The sequence below is a fragment of the Neobacillus drentensis genome (assembly GCF_036962125.1).
In the GTDB taxonomy this organism is placed as follows: Bacteria; Bacillota; Bacilli; order Bacillales; family Cytobacillaceae; genus Neobacillus; species Neobacillus drentensis_B.
On the sequence record NZ_JBALOA010000024.1, the window covers coordinates 30,011 to 55,337 of the forward strand.

Genomic DNA, 25,327 nt, shown 5'->3' on the forward strand with positions numbered 1-25,327 from the left:
TATTATTATCTCTTACTATAATATCACTTTAATAATCATTGTAAATGAATTAGACTCTGAGTTTTTTTCAATTACCTAGGATTAATATCTGGTCATAGTTTGTAAAACGTTTTCAAATTAAAATAAAAAACCAACTACGAAATAGTTGGTTTTCTTTAAGTTAACTTATTCAAATAATGGACTTACTGCTTTCTCATTATGAATGCGGTCGATTGCTTCAACAAGTAACGGAGCAACTGAAATAGTTTTTATTTTACTAGTTGCAATACCCTTTGGTAATTCAATTGTATTCGTTACCACTAATTCTTTAATTGGTGATGATTCAATTTTTTCAATGGCTCTGTCGGTAAACACAGGATGGGTACACCCGCCATAAATTGTTTTGGCACCATTTTGTGCAAGTGCTTGCGCAGCCAAAGAAATAGTGTAGCCTGTATCGACTAAATCGTCGATAATAATGGCATTTTTCCCTTCCACATTTCCAACAACACTCACGATTTCTTCTGCATTTTCTTCAAACCTTCTTTTATCAATCAAGGCAATCGGAGCATGCAAAAGATTGGCGACTTTTCTAGCTCGGCCAATACTGCCATTATGCGGAGCAACAATGACTATATCATCCAAACCTTTTTCTTGAAAATATTGCGCAAGGATTGGAACACCATAGAGATGCTCAACAGGGATATCAAAAAATCCTTGAATTTGTGAAGTATGAAGGTCCATGGTAAGAATTCTAGTTGCCCCTGTCGTTTCTAATAGGTTGGCAACTAATTTTGCCGTGATCGGCTCACGAGAACGAGCTTTTCGGTCTTGGCGTCCATATCCATAATAAGGAATAACTACATTAATGATGCTAGCTGATGCTCTTTTTAAAGCATCAATCATGATAAGGAGCTGCAATATATTATCATTTACAGGGTAGGATGTCGATTGAACTACATAAACCTCGCTGCCACGGACACTTTCTTCGATATGGATTTGAATCTCCCCATCACTAAACTGAGAGACTGAGCATTTGCCTAACTCACAACCCAATAATTCAGCCATTTCAGTTGCCAGCGTTTGATTTGAATTCAATGAAAACAGTTTAAATCGTTTATTTTGTTGATAAGTCACCTTAGATCCTCCACACTATTCCAATTTCTTTTTTTAATCGTTATGCCAAACTGCACATCTTATTTTACTATAATCATTTCAACAATGGTAGAAATACGAAATATTCGTTCCTATAGTCTATTTTATGCCTATTTTTTACTTTTTAAAAACAAGCTTTCAATCTTCCGCATAAGATAACCTTGAACAACCGTTACAGGAGGTGAATTACAATGGGTCATGATCATTCTTCATGCAGTATTTTTGGGATTTTCCTTGGATTCTTAACAGGAGTAATCTGGCTGCTCCTTGCAGTTAATGGGGTAATTTTTAAATTTTTTGTGTTACTAGGCGGCTTAGGGGGCCTTGGACATTTCTTAATTATCCTTATTGCATTAATTGGTTTCCTTGCTTTTCTTATATTTGGACTATGCCTTTTCAAAAAAGCGTGGCGTAAGTGCAAAGGGTAATACTGATTCCAGAGATTTTTTTACAGTCTTTATTTTATATAGAAAAGAACACCCAAGTGAGTTCTTTCACTTGGGTTTTTTGTCAGAATATCAGCGTTTCGATTATACAATTAACCTAATTAGTTCTTCTGTTATCTGGACGGTGACGGCTTTAGCTGGAACGACATCTAAATATTGATTAGTGTTAGTGATGACCACAGGAGTTTTTACATCATAGCCTGCAGCTTTAATGTTTTCGATGTCAAATTCAATCAGCAAGTCTTACCTTCATAACCTAAAACAAGTGTCAAGACCATCGCTAAAATTAATGCTGTTAATACACCGATTAAATAAAGTCCAACCGGTGTAAAGACAGGAATAGACAGGAAACTCGGGAGAGCAAATCCAGTCCCTTTTACCCCAAATGCACCATTAATCGCTCCACCAATCGCCCCTGATACGGCAACAATCGCCATTGTTCGTTTGTAACGAACTAATATTCCGTAAGTGATGATTTCTGTAGTCCCTGCTAAGGCACTCGGAACAAGCCCTGATCCAGCTAGCGTTTTCAAGTTCTTATCTCTTGTTTTAAAGAAAACCCCTAGACCCATCCCGATTTGAGCAAAAGGAGCTGCCGCTACCATTGGGCTAAGTGGATCTAAGCCTGACTTTGCAAGATTAGCAAGGAATATTGGAATAACAGCCCAGTGGAGTCCTAAAATCGTCAGAAATGACCATACTGCTCCCATTACTGCACCGGTGAGAATGCCGCTTCTTGCACTTAAAAATTGGATAAAGACGGCCAATGCCTCGCCCACGTAGGTACCAAAAGGACCAAAAACAAGAACGGTCAAGGGAACAATCACAACTAATGAAATTAGTGGATTAATAAACATTTGTAAATCCTTATAGATTATTCTTTTCAAAAATGTATTTAATAAAGAATAAATCGAAACAGCAATTAAGATAGGAAAAACAGTGGAAGAATAATTTGCCAATATGACTGGAACCCCTAAGAAATCCACATTTTGGGCTTTTGCTACCACTAAATCCGTATAATGGGGTTCTAAAAGTGCGGCACCGATGGCCCCGCCGACATATCCATTGGCTCCGAGCTTTGTTGCCAATGTAATCCCCAAAAAAACAGGGAAAAAGTAAAAAATGGCATGACCAGCAGCAGCAAGAATGGCATAGGTGCCACTCTCATGCGATAACCATCCAACTGTTGTTAAAATCGATAATAAAGCAGAAATTAGTCCTGATCCTGCAAGCACTCCTAAAATAGGTGCAAAGCTTCCGCTGACTGTTCCTAAAATATTATTCATGACCGTTTCTTTTTTTTCTGTAGGAACATCATTCGTATTAATCGGATTCATTTTTATTCTCCCTATTTTGAGATTTTTCATTGACATTTTTATTCTACTATCCACATATTCTTCTTATCTTTTTACAAAATGCCTTTCCATATTCGGAAAAATGCTCTATCTTCACAAATAGAAAAAGTGCCAGAACCTATAAATGAATGGTCCTGGCACTATATTTTTGATATTCAATTTTAATCTACGAAAACTCCCCAACCGTCCGAATAACCGCCGTGTGGTTTACTTATGTTATTTAAATTATTCTGTATTTTTATTAATTCATTATAATTTAAGAGCATTCTTTTAGAGCAACTGCATGCCCACTCATCGGTTTCATCGTCTTGCTCTAAAAAGCAATTAAATCCTTCGCCTTTTAGTACCTGCGATAATTTTTCACCTGTTGTTTGATCAGGCACGGCAACAAAAAATTCGACTGATTGTGGTTTTTTAAAATTGACTCCATCTTTATAAAGACTACGTAAAGCATCTCCATCCGCATCATTTGGAAATTTCATTCGTTTTTTCCTCCAAACTCTAGTACATTCATTGTTGATTATAATTTACTTATATCTTTTGGACAAATAATTATTTTTTATTGTACAAAAAGTTTCTTCAACATATTTACTAATTAAAGCAGGATAAATTTAGATAGGTGGATTCATAGGGTGAATGATCAGATGATTTTGTCTAATAGTAGAAATTTTATAAAGTTGATTTTTCTTGAAGGAAGATTGTTTTTTCTATTTGCAGCATAACGGAAAGTACGTGGAGAAATGCTTCTATTAGTGTAGAATTTTTCAAAAATTTGTCATAGTGATGATGTAAGCAGCTGGCCATTGCTTCTCTTGCCTCATAATCAAAATGATAAAAGTCTACCATCGGGAAATATAATCCGCCGCCTAACGGGATTAGTATCCCCATGGCGATTTCGCCTTGTTTAGGAGGGATAGCGATTGGGTCATATACAATAACATCCAGAGGTTTATGGGTTAGAAAATCAATAGCGACAAAAACACGATCATTATATTGATGACCAATAAAATAGAATTTAGGTACGGCATTATTACATTCCCGTAGCCAGGATTTAATGAAAGGTCTATCTCTTAGCTTCATAGGGTTGTCTGAAATATAATGATTAAAACAGCTATTTGCAGGGTTTGAACTGATATCGTACAATAATCGCCACCAAAACAAATTGTCGAGTAATCCTTGTCGTTTCTCTGTCTTGGGACTATGTTCCTCTACATATTCCTGAAGGGGCGATAGATTTTCACAATCATAATATAAATCAATTGTATAAATCATAAAATCTCTAAAAACCTCATTTACCATGACATGCCTTAAATCTTCTGATACGGGATAATCACCACGAAATGTTTTTGTTTTTGTTGAGGACTGCACAAACTCAGCGATTTTTTCAACGGTTCCTTGTTTTCCCATTTAGCTTTATCACCTCGGCTTATTGGATTGTTCAAGTTTATTCACTTTTCGCTTCAAATTTGTAACTTCTTGAAAAAGTAAATCTATATCTGCATTAACATCTGATTGAAAGGGTCCTCATTTCTTTACGGAAATCCTTGAAACCTTCGGTCATAAATACAGTCATATGGTTAATTTTATCTATTATTTCGGCTTGCCCCCTTTCCATCCGATTAGTTAATTCTTTTTGACCCATATTAATTTCTGCTTGTCCATTTGATAATTCTTCTTGATGGTCTTCTAATGTTTTCAATCGATGGGAAATTTCTTTTTGGCTAATGATTTATAGTGATTTTTTTAAAATAAATAAGATGGTAGAATGGAAAAATTTCTGTGGTTACTAGACAGGAAATCAATTGTGATGAAAACGAGGAAACTAGAGAATGAGTTAATAAAGGGATTCGGAAGGGTAAAAACAATTTATATTATATCATTTAAATGTATTAAAGCTAAGTAATAATAAGAGATTTCATAAAATTGTAAATTATTTCAGAGTCATGCTAAATAAAATAGTTTTGTCTTTTATACATTTCTCTAGGAGTGTCTTCGCCATCCGCTTTCATTATTGAACATTTCTCCTTTAGTCAATAACTCGTGCCACATCGGAACCACACATGTGACATTTCCCTTCCAATACAATTCCATGAGAAAATTCTTTAACTGTATAGTTTTCAATCTTAACCACATCACAATATTTTACCATTATTTTCTTATTAAAAAACATCATAAGATCCATTAACTTCAGGCGAAAACAAACAGGCACCCTATTATGAGGGATTCTACCATTATATAATAGAAGGTATATAAAGAACACGGAGGATTATACAAAAAAACTCCTGCAAAATCAGGAGTTTAAAATGATATTACTTTTAGATTCTAAATATATTAATGGTTTTTTGATTATTGAACTTTTTCTAAATGACGGACGATTTGCCCGTAATGACCCGTTACGTGCTAAACGATTAAATGGTCGATTAAAAATGATAACGGTTTTCCGTCAAAGTTTGGATTATAACTGGGAGCAGTTTTTACTAAATCCTCTTCTTTTACTCTAGCAAGTGCTGCCTCTACTTTCAGAACTAGGTTTAGTAGTTTCGTTATAGCAACACCTTTGTAAAAAGGGCGATTACTTTGTGGTTCCTAACTGGGCTTGGTATGAACACTTTGCATCAGAAAACTCATACCTCTTCTCCGTAAATGATTTACCAATTATGAACCGATTCGATTTAGAACAAGAACAATTCTTTGAAGAAAACAACGGCCACCAAAAAATTACTGGTGAATTTAAAGCAGATTTCCGTTAATAAACTGAGGAAACGTTTGGACCATTCCAATCGTTTTTTGATGTCCTGGGGACTTTTCTGGGAGGCAGCTAAAAAGCCATCAAATACTAGATTAAGAAAACCTAGTACTTGATGGCTTTTAAGGTACTTATTTGTTTAAAGCACTTTACTTAAGAACGCCTTGGTACGATTATGCTGAGGGTTATTGAACAACTCATTAGGTTCATTTTCCTCCACTATATAACCGCCATCCATGAAAATAACCCGATCCCCTACTTCACGAGCAAAGCCCATTTCATGGGTAACAACAACCATGGTCATTCCTTCCTTGGCAAGCTGTTTCATGACTTCTAATACATCTCCGACCATTTCAGGGTCAAGTGCAGATGTCGGCTCGTCAAAAAGCATGATTTTCGGATTCATGGCCAGTGCCCTAGCGATGGCAACACGTTGCTTTTGTCCTCCGGATAGTTCGCCCGGATAACTATTTGCTTTTTCTCTTAACCCTACTTTATCAAGCAGCTCATAGGCTAATTTTTCAGCGGCTGATTTCTCGGTAGAACGAATTTTAATAGGTCCCATCGTGATGTTTTCTAAGACAGTTTTATGAGGGAATAAATTAAATTGTTGGAAAACCATTCCCACTTCTTGTCTAACTTTGTTGATATTGATCTTGTTGTCTGTGATATCCTGTCCATTAATAACTACTTCCCCACCTGAAATATCCTCGAGGCGATTTAAGCAGCGAAGGAACGTACTTTTGCCTGAACCAGATGGACCAATTACACACACAACCTCTTGTTCTTTTACCTCGGCATTGATATCCTTTAAAACCTCTACCTTGCCAAACGATTTTCTTAAGTTTTTAACAGTAATCATACTCATCGCAGCTGAATCCTCCTTTCGATGAAATTAGCTAAGATGGTTAATAAGTAAATAATGATGAAGTAAATGATACCTACAACCAGCCAAATTTTGAAAGCTTCGAAGGTTGCCGAAGCTTGAATTTGCCCTTGCTGTGTTAAGTCGGCAATTCCAATTACAGATAATAAAGAAGTATCTTTTAAGCTAATAATCGACTGATTCGTAATGGTAGGAAGCATTCTTCTAAATGCCTGTGGGAGCACCACATATCGCATCGTTTGTGCACCCGTGAAACCGATCGACCGTGCTGCTTCTGTTTGTCCCTTATCAATCGATTGAATTCCCGCTCTGATAATCTCAGCAAAATAGGCTCCCGCATTAATGGCAACAGTGACGATCCCAGCGGTAGTGCTGTTCAAGGACACGATTTGTAAAGAATTGACACCAAAGTAGATAAAAAACAATTGAACTATAAATGGCGTACCGCGAATCGCATCGACATAAATCTTTGCAATCCAGTTTAATATCTTACTAGGAGCCAATCTTAATAATGCAATGACCAAACCGATTAAAAAACCTAGAATAATAGCTATGACAAAAATATAAAGAGTAACTTGAAGTCCTTTTAATAACATCGGTATAGCAGCAGAAATAATATCCATCCTGATCATCCCCTTTCAACACGAAAGCGCGCTATAAGCGCGCCTATTGCTTACATTCTATTATTCACCAAGATAAGTTTTGATAATTTTATCATAGGTTCCATTTTTCTTTAACTCAGCAAGACCAGCGTCGATTTTTTTCAAAAGATCCGTGTTTTTTCCTTTTAAAACAGCAATTCCGTATTGGTCTCCATTTAAACGGTCTCCTACGATTTTTAATCCTAGGTCTTTTTGGGCAATCGCATAGGAGATTACAGGATAATCTTCAATAAGTGCATCTGCATTTCCGTTAGATACCTCTTGGAACATAGCAGGACTGTCATTAAATTGAACAACCGTAATTCCTAGTTTAGAAGCATTGTCTGTTGCATACTTCGCACCAGATGTCCCTTTTTTAACGGCAACTTTTTTGCCTTTAAGGTCATTGATAGATTTAATAGTTGCATTATCTTTTTTCACAATTAATGTTAACCCTGCATCAAAATAGGGTGCTGAGAAATCTACTATCTTTTTTCGTTCGTCTGTAATACTCATACCTGCAATAGCTACATCTAGCTGATTAGCTTGCATTGCTGGAATGATTCCACCAAAATCCATTGGAGAAAGTTCAATTTTGAAACCTTGACTTTTTGCAATGGCATTGATTAACTCAATATCGATCCCCTTATAGTCGTTTCCATCTTTAAACTCAAATGGAGGATACGTTGTATCGACACCTACTTTATACACCTTCGCCTTTTCCTCTTTTCCGCTTGTTGCGTCACTACTTCCACATGCAGCGATAAAGATGGTAAGGATTAAAAACAAACTAAATAAACCAAACTTCTTCATTTAAATCTCTCCCTTGTTGTCAGATTATTCCTATTTGCAGAATAGAATGAATTAACTTTTTTTAATATAACACAAATAATAAACAGAAAAAAGAAAAAGTTATTCGAATATAAATAATTTTTTATAAAAATAATATAATAAGATAATTTTATACATAGTTTTATTAGTAGTTTAACAGGGAATTGGGTATTTTCTCTGTCTAGTAAAAAGTCTGCTAACGTTTTTCATTTCGACAAATATCTTACTAGACTCTTGTTATAACTGGCATTCCCTCAAAAATTTTATTGGTACGGGCTCCAATTTCATTTCTAAGTATATGATATAGGGTATTCGCCTAAATACTCTCCTTAAAAGCGAAAGGTAGTGTCTAAATGTATAATAATGCAATCCCAACAATGAGTGATCAATCTAATGTTATTCCCCAGCTTCCGATATCCTACGGTTATGCGACTCCTGTTCAAGGACCTTGTGCAAATGTTCGTGGCTGTGAAAACTATATCATTATTTTAGTGTTGTTTATTTTATTAATCATTATTGGAGCAGCTTTCTGCTGATAAAATGGAAATTCTAATCTGCTTTATCAATAGTGTAGTGGATAGATAGCAAGTAGGTCTACCTTGCTATCTATTGGAGGTTTGTTTTTTTGCCACCAGATCATCTATCAGTTCGCTGCCCAAAATGCTGCATGGCAAGCTCTTTAAATTTCACGTCATCAATATTCTCTTTAGAAACGATTCCATCTGCCCATTGCGTAAATGTGCTATCTGTTAAGGTAATATTTCCGTTAATGGTTAGTCGTGTCAGTAACGGTTGCTTGTTGAATGAAGATTTCGGGTCTTCAGCAATAATCGATTGGATTTCATTCAACCTCGCAAGATCAATTGGTTTCCGGGTATCGAATGCATAGCCAATTTTCCAATCCGTGTCTTTATACTTTAACTTCATTTCTAAACAATAGTCCCCATTTTCATGATTAACTTTCCTTATCCGAAACTCCCCGTTATAAGAGGAGACGATTTCACCAGTTAACGGAACAGGCTTCAACGGTAAATTCCCTCCGAAGCCTGTGTCAATTAAATAAGGTTGTTCCTCGTGATGTAGCAGAATCGTTACATGCGTCCTTCCAAGAGAATGATACTCTTTGGTTGCATGATTGTAGACAACACCATTAATTAAGACTGCGTTAAACCCATTTTCTAATAGGTAGAAGTAAAAAAGCGGATTTAATTCATAACAAAGGCCGCCTTCATTTCTTTCTAGCATTTTGTTTATTAAACTTTCCTTGGTAATCTTCTGTGTTTTGTTATCCATTACACCCACATTTTCAAACGGAATGCATTGTGCTGTTTTTTCAAGAACCTCCGCTAATTTTACAAAAGTAAGTCTTGTATTTTCTGGCATGCCTATTCTTTGATGAAATAATGAGGTCAGTTTTTCCATTACTACTCCTCCAAACTCTTTTATGTTCTGAAATTGTTTTGAGCGATTATCAGCTTATTTATCCATTAGCTTTTTTCATTTGAACTCTCCATATAATAGGATGACCTTATTTTAACACTACTTTTCCATTAAAAAGAGTCGTTTAATTCTCCATGCATTCCCAAGTGCCATTTTTCAAGGGTTTTTATGAGTTCAAGATGTTAAACACGAATAGAGTAGCTCAACAGAGAGCTACTCTATTTTTATCGATGTATAGTTTTAAAAGACACTTGCAGCTAAACGGTTGTAGCTGAATTTCATTTCACTTCTAAATTATAGTGGACTAGTAATGAAAACTGTCATTCTAAGTATAGTAAAAAAGGATCGTTCAACCAAATAGAATCTTCCTTATTGTTTTTTAATAGGCGTAACGACCGCAAATAGATTTTCACTTGGATCCGAAACATTAACCTTAACTATTTTATAGCCATTCTCTCCATTCTTGCACTCGTTTTCTCTTGTTGTTTTGAATTGTATGTTTTCCATTGTCTTTACTTCCTTCCTTGAAAATTTCTCACAGAAGTTAATATATGCTGGATGTTTCAAAATGTGCATAAAATTTTTTAATAATTAAAGGACTCCATACATACGTAGGAAAACCAAAAAAGCTGCCTCATTAAGACAGCTGTAGCTTCTAGAAAGGAACCCTCAGATAAACATTCCGTCCATACATATATTCACTTCATTTATATTTTTTGATTGCTATCGTTCTGCTATAGACTGGGTGAGCCGGGTGGATAATAGTATGGCGGTACTTTCAGCCAACCGCGTTTTTTCATAAGTGTTTTTATTGTTACTCCAAATGTCATGTATTCCTGTAAAAATTCAAGCCATATTAACCCAACATCATTACGAATCGACTCATTTATCGCAGCTGCACAAACAGTAATACCTAGATAAATTTTAATACCCAGGCTGTTGGCAAGTTCATCCTCCGTCAACTTGACACCCAATGGGATATGATTGGGGTCAGAGACTGGTTTCGATTCATTTAAGGGCGGTAAGGGGACTCCTTCTGAATGCATAAATGCTGTCAGTCGTTCTATCTGGGATTTGAACATTTTTACAGAAGCATGAAAAGCTTTCCTCAATTCGGGGTCAAAAGTACTATTGATTCCTGCTTCTGAATGGACTAGTTCCTCCGCTATATCAGAAAGGAATGACCAGAAAGACATCACTTCACCAACATGTAAGGGTGATTTCGGCTCATCGTCTACTAACGATTGCAATACATTTTTAACGGCTTCTAATACGTCGGGCACAATTCTCACCTTCCTGGATTCGGTGATCCTGTTGGAAAATACGGTGGTGGCACTTTAAGCCAGCCCCGTTTTCGCATTTGTGATTTAAAAGTGGCTAAAAAGGTGATATGTTCCTGCATAAATCTACCCCACATGATACCAACATCGTTACGAATGATTTGAGCTGTTGCATTTGCACAGTTTGTAATCGCCATGGATATTTTTATCTTAAGGCTGTTTGCAAGCTCTTTATCCGTTAACTTGACGCCCAACGGAACACTGTTTGGATCAGAGATTGGTTTCGATTCGCTTGTGGGTGGTAATGGGACCCCTTCTAAGCGCAGGAATGCTGCGAGTTCCTCTTTCTGCGATTTGAACATCTCAACTGCTTCATGCAGAGTCTTTCTCAATTCAGGGTCGGTCGTGCTATTAATTCCTGCTTCAATCTGTACCTGTGTCTCTGCACATAAAGCTAAAAATAACCAGCTAGCCATCACTTCACCAACATGTAAAGGTGATTTCGGCTCATCGTCTATTAATGATTGCACTACATTTTTAATAGCCTCCAAAACATCTGGCACAAACTTCACCATCCTTCTTGACTTAATTTTTCCTGAAGGTATATTTTTCATGCAAGAAGTTACTCAACCATGTAAGCGCAAAAATAATATTTGTAATTTCTTTTAAATAAATGAATAATCACTTTAAGTTTATTATGTATAATGTTCAACAAAAGGAATCTGAAGAAATGTGAAAAAGACTTATAGGTCACTTCCTTTAAGCCTTTTTGCTGTTTAATTTCGCCACCACAAATTGGTAGGAAAGTCTTTTGAAGTAATCACAACCGTCTCGCCTATTTTAGGTGTTGAAATATTGACCTGGTGTTTTAATGCAGCTTTTGTTACTCTTTCTACTGGATCTGTCCATGCATGGAAGGCAAGTGTAAATGCACCCCAATGAACAGGAATCAACAACTGCCCGCCAAGATCAAGATGAGCTTGTACTGTCTCTTCCGGCATCATATGAATGTTGGACCACCGCTCGTCGTATTGTCCGCATTCTAACAATGTTAAATCAAACGGTCCATATTTTCCCCCAATTTCTTTAAAGTGTGGCCCATATCCGCTGTCTCCACTGAAGAAAACCTTTGTATTCCGGCCAGCAATCACCCATGAACACCACAGGGTAGAATCTCGGTCAAATAATCCCCTACCTGAGAAATGTCTTGCCGGTGTACAAGCCAGCGCGAGTCCCTTGAACTCAAACTCATCCCACCAGGCATGCTCGGTAATCTTTTCTGCAGGAACACCCCAATTAATCAATCGTTGACGAACACCGAGCGGTACTATAAACCGAGATGCTTTGTCATTTAATTTACGAATGGAATGGTAATCGAGATGATCATAATGATCGTGAGAGATAATAATGGCATCGAGTATCGGAAAATCCTCAAGTTGCACAGAAAGATTACTTTTGTATCTCTTGGTACCTGCAAACGAAACAGGAGAAGGACGAGGACCGAACATGGGATCAAATAAGAGCCTCTTTCCCTCTATTTCGAGAAAAAAAGCTGAGTGGCCAAACCAAGTGACCTGAGGGGCATCAGTGATGGCGAACGAATCAGCTGGCAGGAATGTTTCCGCATCGATAACAGCCTTGGGTCTCCGATTCGCTGCCCGTGCGAGAGAATCTCTCACCATACTAATCATCGACTTCCATCCCATCGTCATAGTAGTCGGTAATTGATTTTCGTATTTTTTCATTTATAAGCCGTCTCCTGCTATAGATTAAATTTATATGTGTTTACTTCCTTATTTTAATAAACTTAAGAGCATTATTAAAATAAAAGCTACAGAAAAAAATGCAATCATAAAGAATCCTATAAATTTTAATGGTTTTGGTAACTTACTAATTTTAGCATTGGCAGGATTTGTTGCATTACCTGTTATCTTGTTAAAATGGTCGATTACGTCATTAAATGGTTTATTTTCCTCGTTCATACTACACCTCTTTACTAAACTTTAACCTATTAATTCCATTATCCCTGTTTTTTTTAGAGCACACAATATCATACTTTGATGGAAATTATAGAGACCCAAACAAATGAGTTACTTCCCTCTCCAACTCCCCAATAAGATTACATTCATTTTTTCTAGGTGCTAATTCTTTTACTATACTAGCATAATACCAGTGCTGATCCTCTACTCCGCGGTTAAAGCGTGTCCAAACCTGTGCACCAATCATTTCAAAATCGTCCCTTATCGATTGCAGGTTATGTAATTTGTCAGCAGTGATAACTTGTATTTCTTCTAAAGTTAAGTTTTTTAAGCTATCGATTGTATGTTGTTTTCTCGCCTGCCACGGGAGGGATTTATCATGTTCGGAAGCAGCTCTTACTAAATTGGCTATATGTTCTCCAAAATGCTCCACTAATGTTTCATAATTCGTATCGGTATCTTCAAGAGTATCATGAAGGATACCCGCAGCAATGACAGAATCCGAACATCCCTCCTTTTGCAAAAGCATCCCCACGGCAAAAGGATGAGAGATATAAGGAATATCTGTTGATTTCCTCGTCTGATTACGATGTGCTACTGTTGCAAAATTAATTGCTTTTTGGATGATATTCATCTGCATTTCCTCCTTGATTAGGTTTTATTTTTATTTTGATTGTGCAAGATTTGATTTTATCCTAAAGATATAATTCAACGTTTCCCTCAACCGTTCCTCTTTTCAGCTTTCAGTTTTCCTTTTTTGTAATGGGCTGTCCCTCTCCTGGCATAGAGTTATATACAAGGGGGGATTTATATTTTATATCCAAATAAACTTATCAGGGTTACTGTTGCTTATGTTTTTATCACTTCAGCGCTTATGAAATTAATGAGTACCGAAGTAGCGAATCATTTTCTGGGATTAGGACTGCCCTATCCCCACTTGATGTTAAAGCTTGCCATCTTAATAGAAATAGTTTGCGGAATGCTACTATTGGTGAATAAAGCGGTTAAAAATGCAGTGGTCCCTTTAATTGGTATTATGATTGTAGCCCTTCTTTTATCAAAAGTTCCTTTACTTCACACCGGCCTCCTGCCATTTGCTTTTAGTGCACGTTTAGATATTGTCATGTTGGTTTTGCTAATTTACCTGTACAAGCAATATCCTCACTGAACCTCTCATTTTTTGAAAATATTCTTTTCTATTCTTTTCAAATCCTTTATCTAAAATAATAAGTGGCTGCAAACTGATATACTTAGTAATGAGGTGAGGAAAATGAATATCGAAATTCGTAAACCTTATGAAAAAAATCTGAAACAAAAACAGTGGCCTAAAGATACGATAGCGGCGGGTCGTCGTCATACTGTTGGACTTCAATCGGACGGCACTGTGATAGCTGTAGGTGATAATAAATTGAGCCAATGTGATGTAAGCGGCTGGCGCAAAATGGTAGCGGTCGCTGCGGGAAATGTACATATGGCGACGAACACAGGTAATACTCATACCATCGGTCTTCAATCGGACGGTACGGTTATAGCCGTGGGGTGGAATAATCATGGCCAATGCGATGTAAACAGCTGGCGCAATATTGAAGCGGTTGCGGCGGGTTGGCGTCATACTATTGGGCTTAAATCGGATGGCACGGTTGAAGCTGTGGGCCGAAATAATGAAGATGAATGTAATATAAGCGGATGGCATGATATGGTGGCGGTTGCGGCGGGTGACTGGCACACCATTGGTCTCAAATTAGACGGCTTGGTGACGGCTGTGGGTAATAATGAGTATGGACAATGCAATGTAAGCGGCTGGCGGGGCATTCAACTGCCAGGCAGTGAAGTATAGATTGAACAATCTCCATAAACGAACCCGTTGTGTTAAAACAAAAAAATGTTGGGGCCAGATACCCAACGGTTACCAGTGAGTGCGACTAATGCCTGTAAAGGACTTAAAATCCGTTCAACGGTAACTAGAGAGAGTGACTAATGCCCGTGAATGACTTTAAATCAGCTCAACGGTAACTAGAGACAGCGACTAATGCCCGTGAACCACTTAATATCCGTTCAACAATAATCAGATAGAAAAAGCCGGACTACAATTCGCTAAGAAAGGTAAATCCGGCTTCCTTTATGTAATAGAGACTTGTTCGCCTTAAAAATTACATTTCGGGTCCAAATTTTAACTCTATCAAATAAAGGGGATTTCCTTCAGGATCACTAAAGTATGCGATTCTGGTTGCTTCTTCTTCCATGATTGGTTGGAATTCAACACCTCGGGATTTTAGCAACTGGATAGCTAGCTCTAACTCCTCTACTTCCAATCCAATATGTACGCTTCCTGATTTCCCCAGATGAGAGTCTTGTCCTTCACGAGGATGCACTAACCCAATCGTCAACCCGGGTGCTTCGACTTGTACCAAATGCCCCTCAACTTGGAATTGAACTTTTAACCCAAGGGTTTCCACGTAAAATTGTTCTGCCGCTTTTAAATCCTCTATTTCAATCGTCACACTGCCACTTTTGAACAATTTATTAGCCTCCAGTTTTCAACTTTTTAATCAATTATATCACTTCTAAAAAGCTGCATGGAAATTCAAAAGCACCTGAAAATTCTACCGCTAATGATTGGAGTCGTATGATGCACGTGAGAAAGAGTTTCATCGTTAACTATGAGCTCGTATGATGCCCATGGAGGAGAAAAAAGAGTCTCATCGGTAACCATAGAGCTCGTATGATACCCGTGGAGGAGAAAAAAGAGTCCCTTCGGTAACCATAGAGCTCGTATGATGCCCGTGGAGGAGAAAAAAGAGTCCCCGTCGGTAACCATAGCGTGAGTATAATGCCCGTGTTGGACATAAGTACATTCCATTTAATTGTACATAAGATAATATGTATAAAATTGTGAAGGGATTGAGAAAGATGTATAACCCTTGGATGTATCCATATCCATATCAACCACATAATTATTCTGTTAATGCCCCAATGTATCAAAATTATATGATTCAGCCTGATTACAGAAATATTTATGACGAAAGAAATAAGGTCAAAGATTATGGGAAGAAACCATTTGTAGTCAATATTAATGAGGCCGCAAAGCATAACAATACCTATCGTACCGCTGTGTGGACCGGAAATCATTTGCAGGTTACTTTGATGAGTATTAACGTTGGTGAAGACATCGGTTTAGAAGTTCACCCTCACATTGATCAATTCTTAAGGATAGAACAAGGCCAAGGGATTGTGCAGATGGGCAAGCGAAAAGATCATTTAAATTTTGTCCAAAAAGTGTATGATGATTTTGCCATTATGGTACCTGCTGGCACATGGCATAATGTAACCAATACAGGTAATACTCCTTTAAAACTTTATTCTATCTATGCTCCTCCCCAACATCCAGCAGGTACGGTACATCTAACGAAAGCACAGGCTTTAGCTGAGGAAAAATAGAATTCTAAAACATTGGCAATTCGTTGTTAACAATAATTTCTCCATTTATAAAATATAAAGGCCCCAACTCTTGATAAACAAGTGTTGGGGCCTTTATTCCTCTATAAAATCTACTAGTCTAACTGAAAATGCTTTATGCACTCTTTTCCTTATATCAAGGTAATCTATACCCATTGAATGGATCCAAACTCACCATGGGGATGGTTTTGAACTTTAAATCTCCTATACTCGTATTTTAATTTTGCTAGTGGCAACTTATCAAGCTGTTCATCGTCTTTGTTGTACACGTTTAAAAAGATAAGTTTATTGATAAGTTTTTGTCGCTCTTTTTCCTCGTTATTTCTCATCATAAACACTCCTTAGTTTTATCAATTACTTTCCCTTGATTAAATCCGGTCTCATTATATTTATTAGATTAATTTCATTATAATCCAACAATTCCTACCTGTAAAGTATGAATTAAAATTAAAGAAAAAAGGCAATCCAACCTATTCCAATCATCAAGATTTAAATAGATTGGTTGTCTTCATCTGTTTTGCCCCACTGGCTTGTCATTTGGTCTAGTTTTTCCATACAAACGGTAATTCGATGAACCTCAGTTTGGTGTAAAGAAATATCGGATTGTAAACTAGCCTCTCTTTCCACAATCGCCCGCTTCATTTCCTCAGGTGCTGGTCCACCAGGCAGCGACCGAATTTTCACAAAGTGTTCTGGATTCATTGCTGTGCGAACGATTTCTTCTGGTAAATTCAACGGAACGCCTGTAACTGTTACCGCAGCTTCATCTACGAGTGCAGATGTGACATCCATCGCATTCAATCCTCTTGCCACGGCAATTTTCACCACCTGACTGACAATGGAATGAGAGGTCCGGAACGGGATGTTTGCTTCCCTAAATAGCGTGTCGGCTAATTCCGTTATCGTCGCAAAACTTTCTTGGGCCCTTCTTTTTAACAAAGCTTCATTTACTTCAAGTGTTCCAACCACCACTTTTGTTAACCGAAAAACTTGATCCATAAGGTGCAGACCCTTCCATAAATACGGCTGAAGGTCATCCTCGGTATCGTTTATATCACCGTATGGTGTGTTATGTAACATTTGAAGGACGGTTTGAGCATTTCCAGTCCCGCTTGAGCTTAATGCGCGAATATGCTCGAGTGAAACAGGATTTCTTTTTTGCGGCATAATGGAACTTGTTTGAACATAGGGGTCTGACACACGAATTGCTGAAAATTCCTGGCTCGACCATAAAAGAAGATCTTGAGCAAACCGGCCGAGATTGATAAAGGTTAATTGAATAGCTGTAGCAATTTCTCCTAAATAATCGGCGCCACCAATCGCATCATAGGCACTCTTGATGATTTTCGGGAATCCTAATAGCTCTGCGACTAATTTTCGGTCAATCGGAAAACCGGTGGTAGTGAAGGCAGCCGCGCCAAGCGGACTTGCATTACATGTTTCATAGGCTGCTTTCAATCTTTTCAAATCACGGTCAACGACATCATACATTCCTAAAAGATAATGAGAGAACGTCATCGGCTGGGCTTGCTGCGTATGGGTATGCCCCAGGACAATGGTTTCCTTATAGGTGTCTATTACATTCAAAAGGGTTTCTTGAAAGGAAAGCAGCGACCGGGTGGCAAATAGAATCTTGTCCCGAAGAACCATTCTGTATATGGTCACACCCATATCGTTCCGGCTCCGACCAAGGTGCAAACTTCCACCTACTTCGCCGGCAACTTTCATAATTTGGCTTTCTACCAGGAAAAAAAGATCCTCATGCTGTCCATCATAGGTCGATTGAAGAAGTGCCTCTTTATCAAGTGCCCAAATCCCTTCCATAATTTTTGAAGCTTCACTCACCTGCAGCAATCCTTTTTTCACCAACATAATTAGGTGGGCTTTATGGATGGCCAGCATCGGCTCTAGGAAAGATTGCTTGGCATGCTCGTAAGCAGGTGCCAATACTACCTCCGAATAGGTAGCCCCTGGAAACTTCCGCCCTTCCTTTTCGAAAATACGATCCTTATATTTCATCACAATTCCCCCCAAAAATCCGTCATCGTGATTAATTCAGTAATAAAGGCTGAATAAACCTCAAATACTCGTAATCTTGTGAAAATGATCCAGGAGAAAAAGTTCGCTTTCTTATGTATATTTTCAACACCTGCCTTTTTATGTTGGCTCTGTTCAGGTTTAATGTTGATCTTTTCGATAAAATGGTTTTTAAATAGGCATACTCATAGTGATGGTTCTATTTTTGAATCCCAATTTTTCATACAGTTTAATGGCTTGATTTCCTGCATAGACACTTAAACGAACCTCTGAATATCCATCTTGTTTTAGATGTTCGATACCATTTTCCATCAAGTGCTTTGAAATTCCATTTCCTCTAAATTCCTCTAACACAAACAATTCATAAATAAATCCATATTTCTTTTCAGTAAATGGGTCTTTATTTGTTCCGATAAGAATCCACCCCATTAGATAATCGCCTTCAGTTGCTATCAAATAATAGCTTCCTTTCTGCAATAATGGTTCAATAAGTTGTTTGACTTTTTCATCTGACAGTTTTGCTTCGCCTAATGTACCATCGAATAATGCTTGTGGTGAAAGGGATAAAACTTTTTCATATTCTGAATTGTTTGGTTTTCTAATTTCCATAAATCGTGTACTCCTCTCCCTGTGCTAAGACTTAAAAAATCAAATGCATGCGTTTATTTTTTTGCTAATATTCAAAAATAAGACAAATATCAAATAAATTATAGCTTATTCTAGGGATATAATGGTTTAAAAATACAACTGGCAAATTAGTGAAAATACTAGGGGGACAAGGCAATGAAGGAGATTGAGGCATGGTATGATACAAAATATGATGAGTGGACGAGACTTGAGCGACATAAAATAGAATTCGATATAACCAAACGATACCTTGATGATTATTTACAAGGAGAGAACTTGGAAGTATTTGATATTGGCGGCGGTCCTGGCAGGTACTCTTTGTACTTAGCAGAAAAAGGGCATAGGGTTTCATTACTGGATTTATCTAAGCGCAATATTGAGGTTGCTAAAGAAAAATCCTTTGAAATAGGCATTCAATTAAATGATTATATACACGGGAATGCGTTGGAATTAGATTATCTCGATAAGACTTATGATGTTATTCTTCTCATGGGTCCCTTGTATCACTTGGTAAAGGAATCAGATAGACGAACCGCTGTAGAAGGTGCTTTAAAGTTATTAAAGCCTAACGGCATAATTGTGGCATCTTTTATCTCAAACTACGCACCCTTACAAGATTATTTATCAAAAGTTTCACCAATCGAGTCAGTTGATAGAATCCTGGGGTATTTAGAAAATGGAAAAAACAAAACGTTAGAAGGTTTTACAACAGCTTACTTTACGGATTATATGGGAGCGAGAACATTTATGAAAAGCTTCGAGTTAACAGAATTAGTATTCGCTGGAGTTGAAAATATCTTATGTTGTAAAGAAAAAGAAATTAATTCCCTCGAAGATAGCGAATATAAAAAGTGGATAGAGATAGGTTATTATTTGAGTCGAGATGAAAATGTTATAGGGACGAGCCAACATTTTTTATATATTGGACGGAAATGATTCTCAAAATACCTGGCACAATAGTAGAAAGGGACGGCTGGATTACCGTCCCTGTCTACTATTTATGGATTATAAATGAAGCGACGGCTATTTGAGAACTCTTTGTGCAAGCGTTCCAATGTATCTTAACCCCGCTCAAACGCTTTAGGTGGTGATTCGAACCAACCTTTATCAATTAAGATATTTATGCCGTCGTCAACAAATAAGCCAATGTTTACAAGTGTTCGTATATATAACATATCTATATCTCTTCTTGCAGTTACCGCCAATGAATTACCGAATGACCTTACCTTCATTGCGAACATATCCACTTTGTGAAACAGCATTATTTTATCAGAAAAAGGAGGATAGGTAGATGTGGTCACCAAATGATCTAGGAACGATGGTGCTTGAATTTGTTCGGAATGTAGTTTTTCCTGATATTGCTTTACAGCTTTTTCAGTCATGTTCAAACCTCTATTAAACAAGGCCTTTATCTTTTGATCCTTAACGATTTGATGGAACCCCAATAATAATGCCTTACTTGTTGTATTATTCTCAACGTTATCCCAAAGATGAATGATCTCTAATGCCTGTAATGGTCGAACATCTTTAAGAAAACCATTTAAGTAACTTTGATCATCAATATTATCAATTCCTTTTGGAGTTGGAATCATCGGAGGTTTTACAATGAATTTTTTTTCGACTAAAACATTATTAATTTGTCCTAAAAGGACGGTAGTACATTTATTACAGTATATGAAGAACTCTCTTATATCCTCCCGCATAATCAGTGGAACTGCTACTGCGTAAAGGCTCATCCCTGCCTTAGCAGCATATTTTAAATAATGAGCGTAAAATTCATCCTCGTATAAACGGGGGGCACCAAGATTGACATCATCTTTAGAAAACCCTTTAGGTATAGGAAAATCTTCTTGTTTTAAAAATCCTTCTAATCTCTGAATGAAATCCTTAGAAAGTGCTAAACCATTCTCCAATAGCAACCTAATATCTTCATCATCGCAATGTTGAAGAAAATAATCTAAGATTTGAATGGACATACTGTTTCCCATATAGGTAGCCCAAAGCTTACCTATTTCAAAAGTTGATAAAGGCTGGGTTTCACTTGACGTATGTATACTTAAATTTTGCGGTTTCATTACATTCATCGGATTTAATGCTTTGTCTGTGGTCATAACTAATCTCCTCGCGCATTTGCGCTTAGGTTACCCATTGGAAAATAATTTCATTCCAACAAATCGGATTTATAACTTATCACAGGAATGAAAAGTGGACTGCCAAAACCGAACAAAAGAAGAGGCACGGGAACCTCACAATATTTCTAGCAAAATAAAAAATGAGTTCCAAAACCCTTATTAAGGAATCTGGAACTCATCATATATAGATTATAAATCAGAAACAATGATATAAGATAAACGAATCGGTCCGTGTACTCCCCATACCTTGTTTAACTCAATGTCTGAGGAACTACTTGAGCCACAAATAAAGTTAACGGCTGCAGGGTTTATTCCTTTTTTGGACATTTCATGGAGTTTTTGCATTCCTTGTGTTAAACGAGGAACAATCGTACTTTGCGGTACAATACAAACATAATTTAACGGCAGGAAGTTGGACGATCTTCCTTTTCCCAACTTATCAATGACCGTATAAGAAGCTGTTTCCGCAATGGAAAGATCACTAATACACACGCCATAAGACGCATTCAATGCCTTATCGATATTTTCACGGCCTTTCTCATCTGTCCAAACATACGCATCTTTCAATACATCATTTAGACCCCATTCGGCAAAACGCTTATCGTTCCAAGCGATAATTGGACCTGTTCCTTGTGCCGCTAGTTTCTCAGCTACCAATTTGGCAAGATCTTTTTTTTCAATAATTACAGAATCAATCTTACCACCCGATCCAGCTTTGTTCACTTGCGCATTCTTATGGAATTCTTCCGCTAATTGGGCTTGGGTATAGCCTTTATAAATTTCAAGCTGAGGTTTGCTTGAAAATTCAGGATGCACAACCTCTTTCGGCATGTCTCGACCAAGTATGTTGGAAAGGTTAGAAATAAATGACTCTCGATTTAAGATTTGTCCTTTTAGCATTATTTCTTCTCCCCTTTACTTCTAGATTCATACCAATCTCTGAAACGTACCTTTTCCATTGCCGGCATGTCACGTTTGTCTGTCCAACCTTTAAGAACACTAACGCCTTTTTTAATTTTTCCATCGACCATCAATGGTTTGGTCATCATTGGTGCCATACTTGTTCCTAGCTTATACATCCAAGGACGGCTTAGTACCATACCTGCTCCAGACATACTCGCACCCCAGAATGCAGATGCTTTCTTTTCTTCCGCTAATACACGCTTGTGCTCATGAATTAATTTATGTAAAGGGATATTAGATGGACAAACTTCTGTACACTCCCCACAAAGGGAACACATATATGGAAGTTCTTTAAAGTCATCATAACCGGCAAGCAGCGGCGTTAATACCACGCCAAGTGGTCCGGAATAGATCGCATTATACGAGTGTCCACCCACTTGTCGATAGACGGGGCAGGCATTTAAACAGGCTGCACAGCGCATACATTGTAATACTTCTTTGAATTGGGACTTTAATACTTCAGAACGTCCATTATCAACGATCACCACATGGAATTCTTTCGCTCCATCCGCAGCGCCTTCTTCCGTAATCCCGTTGACAAATGTCGTATAGCTTGTATTCTTTGCCCCTACTGCACTTCTACCTAATAAGCTAATACAGATATCTGCATCTTCATAGGTAGCGACAATACGTTCCATCCCCATTACAGATACCTGTAACTCAGGTGCAGCTGTACAAAGATCAATATTTCCTTCATTACTAATTAAGGTAATAGCTCCCGATTCAGCAATCGCAAAGTTACATCCATAAATCCCCATATCAGCCGTTACAAACTCATTACGCAGTTGAGCACGAGCGAATGCAGCTAAGTCTTCCGGAAGATCTTCGCCCGTATATCCATTTTCGGCAAAAACATCACGAATTTGGGTTTTGTTTAAATGTAAAGACGGCACAACCATATGGGAAGGTGGATTCCAGTCATCTAATTGCAGAATGTATTCAGCTAAGTCCGTTTCTTTGACATCTACCCCGGCATCCATCAATGCATGGTTCAGTCCAATTTCCTCTGTCACCATTGATTTTGCTTTAACAACTTTTTTAACGCCTCTTTCTAATGCTAGATTCGTAACATACTCAGAGGCTTCCTTCGCATCCTTGGCAAAAAAGACGTTACCGCCATTTTTGACAACGTTTTCAGCGAATTGATTTAAGTAGAAATCTAAGTTTTCAAGAACATGGGCACGAATATCTCCTGATAGTTGCTGCCACTCGCGGAAATTACCATCTCCCAATTGTGATAGCACGTTCTCTCTATTTTTAGTAATTAAATCTTGAGCTTTTACCATGGCCGCACGCATGAAATCATCGTTTAGATTCTTCTCAAGATTTTTCTCGAATTTTTGGTCATTAATCTTAATTCCCATTTTGGCACTCCTTACTATTTAGAATTCAGCACTTCAGCAAGATGCATGACTTGGATATTTGATCCAAGTCTACTTAAACGTCCACCTATATTCATGAGACAAGCAAAGTCTGCACCGATCAAATAATCAGGGTTCGCTTCTTGGATATATCTAGCTTTTTCATCAGCCACTTCAGCTGAAATTTCCCCCATTTTCACGGAGAAGGTACCACCAAAACCGCAACACTTGCGCGAATTGTGGAAATCTACTAATTCTAGACCTTCTACTTTCGATAGAAGAGTTAATGGCTGTTCTTTCACTTGTAAAAATCTTGCTGTATGGCAGTTGTGGTGGTAAACAGCCTTTCCAGGAAGTTTCGCAGAAAAGTCGTCTACATTTATAACATCAATTAGAAATTGAGATAATTCATATGTTTTTGCTGCCACTTTTTCGGCTCTTTCTTTCCATTCTTTATCATCTTCAAAAATATGTGGATATTCTTTTACAAAGGAAACACATGAACCTGAAGGGGAAACAATCACTTCTGCATGTTCAAACGTTTCGATAAAGTGTTTAATAGTGTTTTTTGTTTTCTCTACGTACCCAGTGTTGTATGTAGGTTGCCCGCAACAAGTTTGGTTCTTAGGATAATCGATTTCATGCCCCAGACCTTCAAGTAATTCTACAGTGGCCTTACCAACATTCATTGCCATGAAATCAACAATACAGGTTGTAAATAATGTGACTTTCATATCAAATCTCCTCTTGATTTAATAACTATCTTAGTTATTATACAAAAATATAAATTTTTCTTTGTCATAATCCCAAAATGTTCATAATATCTACCATTTCATGCCACGGAAATAAAATACAACATGTAGCTGGTGCTAAATGACCTTCAAGTATTTTTTTTACAGCTCTTGTAAGTGCAACTTTAAGTGCTAAAATATTAAAGTGCTCTACCCACTAGGGAATAGTAGACTCTTAAAAAAGTAACAGCACCCTCGATTTGATAGAGAGTGCTGCTGTATGGATGGTTGTATTTGAATCTTCAACATATGGAAAATCAAAACATATCAAATTGGTGATAATTTTGATATGATAGGGAATGTTTTTTTAGAAACCAATTGTGTTTGATCACAGGAGGAATTTGCATGGACCGAATATTACAATTAAATACCATTTTTATAAGTATTGTCATCGAGGCATTCCCTTTTATTGTCGTAGGGGCATTTATTTCTGCAATGATTGAAGTTTTTATCTCTGAAAATACATTACTTAGAATTCTACCAAAAAATAGATATTTATCTGTTATTGCGGCTAGTTTTATGGGCGTATTATTTCCAGGGTGTGAATGTGGCATAGTACCCATCGTTTCAAGGCTGATAAAAAAGGGGCTCGCCCCACATGCTGCCATTTCCTTTATGCTTTCTGGCCCAATTATCAATCCGATAGTTTTATTCGCTACATTTATTGCTTTCGGTGATAGCTGGAAGATGGTTGGTTACCGAGCAGGGTTAGCGATTGGTGTTTCTATTTTAGTTGGCCTCGTATTATCTTTCGTCATAAAGGAGAATCCATTAAAGGAAAATAGTGAATTACACACCCATGACCATTCTCACCAAAATACGAAACAAAAATTAATGAGTGTTTTTAACCACACCGTTGACGAATTTTTTAGTATGGGAAAATACGTAGTGCTGGGTGCACTGATTGCATCCACTATGCAAGTTTATGTTCCAACTCGGATATTAACCACACTGGGCGGTACGCCAGTGACGGCTATATTGGTTATGATGGCTTTAGCTTTTATCCTATCTGTTTGTTCGGAAGCAGATGCTTTTGTAGCAGCATCCTTTCGTAATTTTTTCCCCCAAGCTTCAATCGTTTCTTTCTTAGTGTTTGGCAATATGGTAGATATTAAAAATTTACTGATGATGTTTGGGAATTTTAAAGCAAAATTTGTTCTTCTATTAGTTTCATTAATTTCTTCATTTGTATTCATTGGTTCACTTCTCTTGTAAAGGATGT

31 protein-coding genes and 2 pseudogenes are annotated in these 25,327 nt (G+C 37.4%); 9 read left to right on the plus strand and 24 right to left on the minus strand.

Annotated features, from left to right (window positions below; all coding sequences use genetic code 11):
• Positions 1–165: 165 nt before the first annotated feature.
• Positions 166–1,116 (minus strand): ribose-phosphate diphosphokinase, encoded by a 951-nt coding sequence (locus V7121_RS19465; protein WP_335497450.1) that lies wholly within the window; start codon positions 1,114–1,116, stop codon positions 166–168.
• A gap of 209 nt (positions 1,117–1,325) precedes the next feature.
• On the opposite strand from V7121_RS19465, the gene V7121_RS19470 reads away from it, so the two are divergent.
• Entirely contained in the window at positions 1,326–1,562 is a 237-nt protein-coding gene (locus V7121_RS19470) for an ABC transporter (RefSeq protein ID WP_335497449.1), read from the plus strand.
• A 102-nt stretch (positions 1,563–1,664) separates the two neighbouring features.
• On the opposite strand, the gene V7121_RS19475 is transcribed toward V7121_RS19470, so the two are convergent.
• The 5 genes from V7121_RS19475 to V7121_RS19495 form a co-directional block, all read right to left on the minus strand.
• Positions 1,665–1,820 (minus strand): hypothetical protein, encoded by a 156-nt coding sequence (locus V7121_RS19475; RefSeq protein WP_335497448.1) that lies wholly within the window; start codon positions 1,818–1,820, stop codon positions 1,665–1,667.
• The gene (locus V7121_RS19480; protein WP_335497447.1) at positions 1,814–2,917 is read right to left on the minus strand and encodes a PTS transporter subunit EIIC; all 1,104 of its coding nucleotides are present in this window, start codon (positions 2,915–2,917) and stop codon (positions 1,814–1,816) included. Before V7121_RS19480 ends, V7121_RS19475 begins: the two co-directional genes overlap by 7 nt.
• Positions 2,918–3,096: 179 nt before the next feature.
• Positions 3,097–3,417: a ribonuclease E inhibitor RraB gene (locus V7121_RS19485; RefSeq protein WP_335497446.1), complete on the minus strand. Its 321-nt coding sequence runs from the start codon at positions 3,415–3,417 to the stop codon at positions 3,097–3,099.
• 187 nt (positions 3,418–3,604) lie between these two features.
• The gene (locus tag V7121_RS19490; RefSeq protein WP_335497445.1) at positions 3,605–4,342 is read right to left on the minus strand and encodes a hypothetical protein; all 738 of its coding nucleotides are present in this window, start codon (positions 4,340–4,342) and stop codon (positions 3,605–3,607) included.
• Positions 4,343–4,436: 94 nt separating this feature from the next.
• Complete coding sequence (locus V7121_RS19495; RefSeq protein WP_335497444.1) at positions 4,437–4,634, minus strand: hypothetical protein; 198 nt, start codon at positions 4,632–4,634, stop codon at positions 4,437–4,439.
• Positions 4,635–5,238: 604 nt separating this feature from the next.
• Here V7121_RS19495 and V7121_RS19500 point away from each other — a divergent pair.
• Both V7121_RS19500 and V7121_RS19505 read left to right on the plus strand, forming a co-directional pair.
• Positions 5,239–5,436, plus strand: a complete 198-nt coding sequence (locus V7121_RS19500; protein ID WP_335497442.1) for a hypothetical protein — start codon at positions 5,239–5,241, stop codon at positions 5,434–5,436.
• Positions 5,437–5,499: 63 nt separating this feature from the next.
• Positions 5,500–5,685, plus strand: a pseudogene (locus V7121_RS19505) (cupin domain-containing protein); the annotation flags it as partial.
• 135 nt (positions 5,686–5,820) lie between these two features.
• Here V7121_RS19505 and V7121_RS19510 read toward each other — a convergent pair.
• The 3 genes from V7121_RS19510 to V7121_RS19520 are packed head-to-tail and all read right to left on the minus strand — an operon-like array spanning position 5,821 to position 8,021.
• Complete coding sequence (locus V7121_RS19510) at positions 5,821–6,549, minus strand: amino acid ABC transporter ATP-binding protein (protein ID WP_335497441.1); 729 nt, start codon at positions 6,547–6,549, stop codon at positions 5,821–5,823.
• Positions 6,546–7,190 carry an amino acid ABC transporter permease gene (locus V7121_RS19515; RefSeq protein WP_335497440.1) on the minus strand — a complete coding sequence of 215 codons (645 nt, stop codon included), beginning with the start codon at positions 7,188–7,190 and terminating at the stop codon, positions 6,546–6,548. Before V7121_RS19515 ends, V7121_RS19510 begins: the two co-directional genes overlap by 4 nt.
• A 60-nt stretch (positions 7,191–7,250) precedes the next feature.
• Positions 7,251–8,021 carry a transporter substrate-binding domain-containing protein gene (locus V7121_RS19520; protein ID WP_335497439.1) on the minus strand — a complete coding sequence of 257 codons (771 nt, stop codon included), beginning with the start codon at positions 8,019–8,021 and terminating at the stop codon, positions 7,251–7,253.
• A 371-nt stretch (positions 8,022–8,392) separates the two neighbouring features.
• Here V7121_RS19520 and V7121_RS19525 point away from each other — a divergent pair, with 371 nt between their 5' ends.
• On the plus strand, positions 8,393–8,575 hold the full coding sequence (locus V7121_RS19525) for a YjcZ family sporulation protein (RefSeq protein WP_335497438.1): 183 nt from the start codon (positions 8,393–8,395) through the stop codon (positions 8,573–8,575).
• Positions 8,576–8,675: 100 nt separating this feature from the next.
• Here the strand turns inward: V7121_RS19525 and V7121_RS19530 are convergent, their stop codons facing one another.
• The 7 genes from V7121_RS19530 to V7121_RS19560 all read right to left on the minus strand — a co-directional run bounded on the left by V7121_RS19530 (position 8,676) and on the right by V7121_RS19560 (position 13,372).
• Complete coding sequence (locus V7121_RS19530) at positions 8,676–9,461, minus strand: arylamine N-acetyltransferase family protein (protein WP_335497437.1); 786 nt, start codon at positions 9,459–9,461, stop codon at positions 8,676–8,678.
• Between the two features lie 387 nt (positions 9,462–9,848).
• Positions 9,849–9,986, minus strand: a complete 138-nt coding sequence (locus tag V7121_RS19535) for a hypothetical protein (RefSeq protein ID WP_335497436.1) — start codon at positions 9,984–9,986, stop codon at positions 9,849–9,851.
• 227 nt (positions 9,987–10,213) lie between these two features.
• Positions 10,214–10,762, minus strand: a complete 549-nt coding sequence (locus tag V7121_RS19540; RefSeq protein ID WP_335497435.1) for a DUF3231 family protein — start codon at positions 10,760–10,762, stop codon at positions 10,214–10,216.
• Positions 10,763–10,767: 5 nt separating this feature from the next.
• Positions 10,768–11,322, minus strand: a complete 555-nt coding sequence (locus V7121_RS19545) for a DUF3231 family protein (RefSeq protein WP_335547514.1) — start codon at positions 11,320–11,322, stop codon at positions 10,768–10,770.
• 213 nt (positions 11,323–11,535) lie between these two features.
• Entirely contained in the window at positions 11,536–12,504 is a 969-nt protein-coding gene (locus V7121_RS19550) for an MBL fold metallo-hydrolase (protein ID WP_335497433.1), read from the minus strand.
• Positions 12,505–12,552: 48 nt separating this feature from the next.
• On the minus strand, positions 12,553–12,741 hold the full coding sequence (locus V7121_RS19555; RefSeq protein WP_335497432.1) for an amino acid transporter: 189 nt from the start codon (positions 12,739–12,741) through the stop codon (positions 12,553–12,555).
• An 85-nt stretch (positions 12,742–12,826) separates the two neighbouring features.
• Entirely contained in the window at positions 12,827–13,372 is a 546-nt protein-coding gene (locus tag V7121_RS19560) for an HD domain-containing protein (RefSeq protein ID WP_335497431.1), read from the minus strand.
• Between the two features lie 198 nt (positions 13,373–13,570).
• Here V7121_RS19560 and V7121_RS19565 point away from each other — a divergent pair, with 198 nt between their 5' ends.
• A complete protein-coding gene (locus V7121_RS19565; protein WP_335547533.1) occupies positions 13,571–13,906 on the plus strand; it encodes a DoxX family protein in 336 nt (111 codons plus the stop codon).
• A 102-nt stretch (positions 13,907–14,008) separates the two neighbouring features.
• Positions 14,009–14,551 (plus strand): annotated as a pseudogene (locus V7121_RS19570) (chromosome condensation regulator); the annotation flags it as partial.
• 337 nt (positions 14,552–14,888) lie between these two features.
• On the opposite strand, the gene V7121_RS19575 reads toward V7121_RS19570, so the two are convergent.
• Positions 14,889–15,257 (minus strand): VOC family protein, encoded by a 369-nt coding sequence (locus tag V7121_RS19575; protein WP_335501983.1) that lies wholly within the window; start codon positions 15,255–15,257, stop codon positions 14,889–14,891.
• A gap of 391 nt (positions 15,258–15,648) precedes the next feature.
• Here V7121_RS19575 and V7121_RS19580 point away from each other — a divergent pair, with 391 nt between their 5' ends.
• The gene (locus V7121_RS19580) at positions 15,649–16,176 is read left to right on the plus strand and encodes a cupin domain-containing protein (RefSeq protein WP_420490629.1); all 528 of its coding nucleotides are present in this window, start codon (positions 15,649–15,651) and stop codon (positions 16,174–16,176) included.
• Between the two features lie 164 nt (positions 16,177–16,340).
• On the opposite strand, the gene V7121_RS19585 is transcribed toward V7121_RS19580, so the two are convergent.
• From V7121_RS19585 to V7121_RS19595, 3 genes are all read right to left on the minus strand, one after another.
• A complete protein-coding gene (locus V7121_RS19585; RefSeq protein WP_335547515.1) occupies positions 16,341–16,526 on the minus strand; it encodes a Fur-regulated basic protein FbpA in 186 nt (61 codons plus the stop codon).
• A gap of 157 nt (positions 16,527–16,683) precedes the next feature.
• A complete protein-coding gene (gene argH / locus V7121_RS19590; RefSeq protein WP_335501980.1) occupies positions 16,684–18,213 on the minus strand; it encodes an argininosuccinate lyase in 1,530 nt (509 codons plus the stop codon).
• Between the two features lie 189 nt (positions 18,214–18,402).
• Positions 18,403–18,840 carry a GNAT family N-acetyltransferase gene (locus V7121_RS19595; protein ID WP_335501978.1) on the minus strand — a complete coding sequence of 146 codons (438 nt, stop codon included), beginning with the start codon at positions 18,838–18,840 and terminating at the stop codon, positions 18,403–18,405.
• 174 nt (positions 18,841–19,014) lie between these two features.
• Between V7121_RS19595 and V7121_RS19600 the strand changes: the two genes are divergently transcribed.
• Positions 19,015–19,794 (plus strand): class I SAM-dependent methyltransferase, encoded by a 780-nt coding sequence (locus tag V7121_RS19600; protein ID WP_335501977.1) that lies wholly within the window; start codon positions 19,015–19,017, stop codon positions 19,792–19,794.
• Between the two features lie 125 nt (positions 19,795–19,919).
• Here V7121_RS19600 and V7121_RS19605 read toward each other — a convergent pair whose 3' ends face one another.
• From V7121_RS19605 to V7121_RS19620, 4 genes are all read right to left on the minus strand, one after another.
• A complete protein-coding gene (locus V7121_RS19605) occupies positions 19,920–20,969 on the minus strand; it encodes a DUF3231 family protein (RefSeq protein WP_335501975.1) in 1,050 nt (349 codons plus the stop codon).
• Between the two features lie 210 nt (positions 20,970–21,179).
• Positions 21,180–21,890, minus strand: coding sequence for a LutC/YkgG family protein (locus tag V7121_RS19610; protein ID WP_335501973.1), 711 nt, complete (start codon positions 21,888–21,890; stop codon positions 21,180–21,182).
• Positions 21,890–23,317: a LutB/LldF family L-lactate oxidation iron-sulfur protein gene (locus V7121_RS19615; RefSeq protein WP_335501970.1), complete on the minus strand. Its 1,428-nt coding sequence runs from the start codon at positions 23,315–23,317 to the stop codon at positions 21,890–21,892. Before V7121_RS19615 ends, V7121_RS19610 begins: the two co-directional genes overlap by 1 nt.
• Before the next feature lie 14 nt (positions 23,318–23,331).
• On the minus strand, positions 23,332–24,048 hold the full coding sequence (locus V7121_RS19620; protein WP_335501968.1) for a (Fe-S)-binding protein: 717 nt from the start codon (positions 24,046–24,048) through the stop codon (positions 23,332–23,334).
• Positions 24,049–24,450: 402 nt separating this feature from the next.
• Between V7121_RS19620 and V7121_RS19625 the strand changes: the two genes are divergently transcribed.
• Entirely contained in the window at positions 24,451–25,320 is an 870-nt protein-coding gene (locus tag V7121_RS19625; protein ID WP_335501967.1) for a permease, read from the plus strand.
• The last annotated feature ends 7 nt before the right edge of the window (positions 25,321–25,327 follow it).

What these genes read in the sequence shown, in the direction of transcription:
- V7121_RS19580 (WP_420490629.1), top strand. Translation starts at nt 15,649, where the DNA reads ATGTATAACCCTTGGATGTATCCATATCCATATCAACCACATAATTAT.
- V7121_RS19560 (WP_335497431.1), bottom strand. Translation starts at nt 13,372, where the DNA reads ATGAATATCATCCAAAAAGCAATTAATTTTGCAACAGTAGCACATCGT.
- V7121_RS19525 (WP_335497438.1), top strand. Translation starts at nt 8,393, where the DNA reads ATGTATAATAATGCAATCCCAACAATGAGTGATCAATCTAATGTTATT.
- V7121_RS19490 (WP_335497445.1), bottom strand. Translation starts at nt 4,342, where the DNA reads ATGGGAAAACAAGGAACCGTTGAAAAAATCGCTGAGTTTGTGCAGTCC.
- V7121_RS19535 (WP_335497436.1), bottom strand. Translation starts at nt 9,986, where the DNA reads ATGGAAAACATACAATTCAAAACAACAAGAGAAAACGAGTGCAAGAAT.
- V7121_RS19530 (WP_335497437.1), bottom strand. Translation starts at nt 9,461, where the DNA reads ATGGAAAAACTGACCTCATTATTTCATCAAAGAATAGGCATGCCAGAA.
- V7121_RS19625 (WP_335501967.1), top strand. Translation starts at nt 24,451, where the DNA reads ATGGACCGAATATTACAATTAAATACCATTTTTATAAGTATTGTCATC.
- V7121_RS19605 (WP_335501975.1), bottom strand. Translation starts at nt 20,969, where the DNA reads ATGACCACAGACAAAGCATTAAATCCGATGAATGTAATGAAACCGCAA.
- V7121_RS19600 (WP_335501977.1), top strand. Translation starts at nt 19,015, where the DNA reads ATGAAGGAGATTGAGGCATGGTATGATACAAAATATGATGAGTGGACG.
- V7121_RS19555 (WP_335497432.1), bottom strand. Translation starts at nt 12,741, where the DNA reads ATGAACGAGGAAAATAAACCATTTAATGACGTAATCGACCATTTTAAC.
- V7121_RS19620 (WP_335501968.1), bottom strand. Translation starts at nt 24,048, where the DNA reads ATGAAAGTCACATTATTTACAACCTGTATTGTTGATTTCATGGCAATG.
- V7121_RS19480 (WP_335497447.1), bottom strand. Translation starts at nt 2,917, where the DNA reads ATGAATCCGATTAATACGAATGATGTTCCTACAGAAAAAAAAGAAACG.
- V7121_RS19585 (WP_335547515.1), bottom strand. Translation starts at nt 16,526, where the DNA reads ATGATGAGAAATAACGAGGAAAAAGAGCGACAAAAACTTATCAATAAA.
- V7121_RS19515 (WP_335497440.1), bottom strand. Translation starts at nt 7,190, where the DNA reads ATGGATATTATTTCTGCTGCTATACCGATGTTATTAAAAGGACTTCAA.
- V7121_RS19610 (WP_335501973.1), bottom strand. Translation starts at nt 21,890, where the DNA reads ATGCTAAAAGGACAAATCTTAAATCGAGAGTCATTTATTTCTAACCTT.
- V7121_RS19595 (WP_335501978.1), bottom strand. Translation starts at nt 18,840, where the DNA reads ATGGAAATTAGAAAACCAAACAATTCAGAATATGAAAAAGTTTTATCC.
- V7121_RS19510 (WP_335497441.1), bottom strand. Translation starts at nt 6,549, where the DNA reads ATGAGTATGATTACTGTTAAAAACTTAAGAAAATCGTTTGGCAAGGTA.
- V7121_RS19520 (WP_335497439.1), bottom strand. Translation starts at nt 8,021, where the DNA reads ATGAAGAAGTTTGGTTTATTTAGTTTGTTTTTAATCCTTACCATCTTT.
- V7121_RS19470 (WP_335497449.1), top strand. Translation starts at nt 1,326, where the DNA reads ATGGGTCATGATCATTCTTCATGCAGTATTTTTGGGATTTTCCTTGGA.
- V7121_RS19550 (WP_335497433.1), bottom strand. Translation starts at nt 12,504, where the DNA reads ATGAAAAAATACGAAAATCAATTACCGACTACTATGACGATGGGATGG.
- argH (WP_335501980.1), bottom strand. Translation starts at nt 18,213, where the DNA reads ATGAAATATAAGGATCGTATTTTCGAAAAGGAAGGGCGGAAGTTTCCA.
- V7121_RS19485 (WP_335497446.1), bottom strand. Translation starts at nt 3,417, where the DNA reads ATGAAATTTCCAAATGATGCGGATGGAGATGCTTTACGTAGTCTTTAT.
- V7121_RS19615 (WP_335501970.1), bottom strand. Translation starts at nt 23,317, where the DNA reads ATGGGAATTAAGATTAATGACCAAAAATTCGAGAAAAATCTTGAGAAG.
- V7121_RS19500 (WP_335497442.1), top strand. Translation starts at nt 5,239, where the DNA reads ATGATATTACTTTTAGATTCTAAATATATTAATGGTTTTTTGATTATT.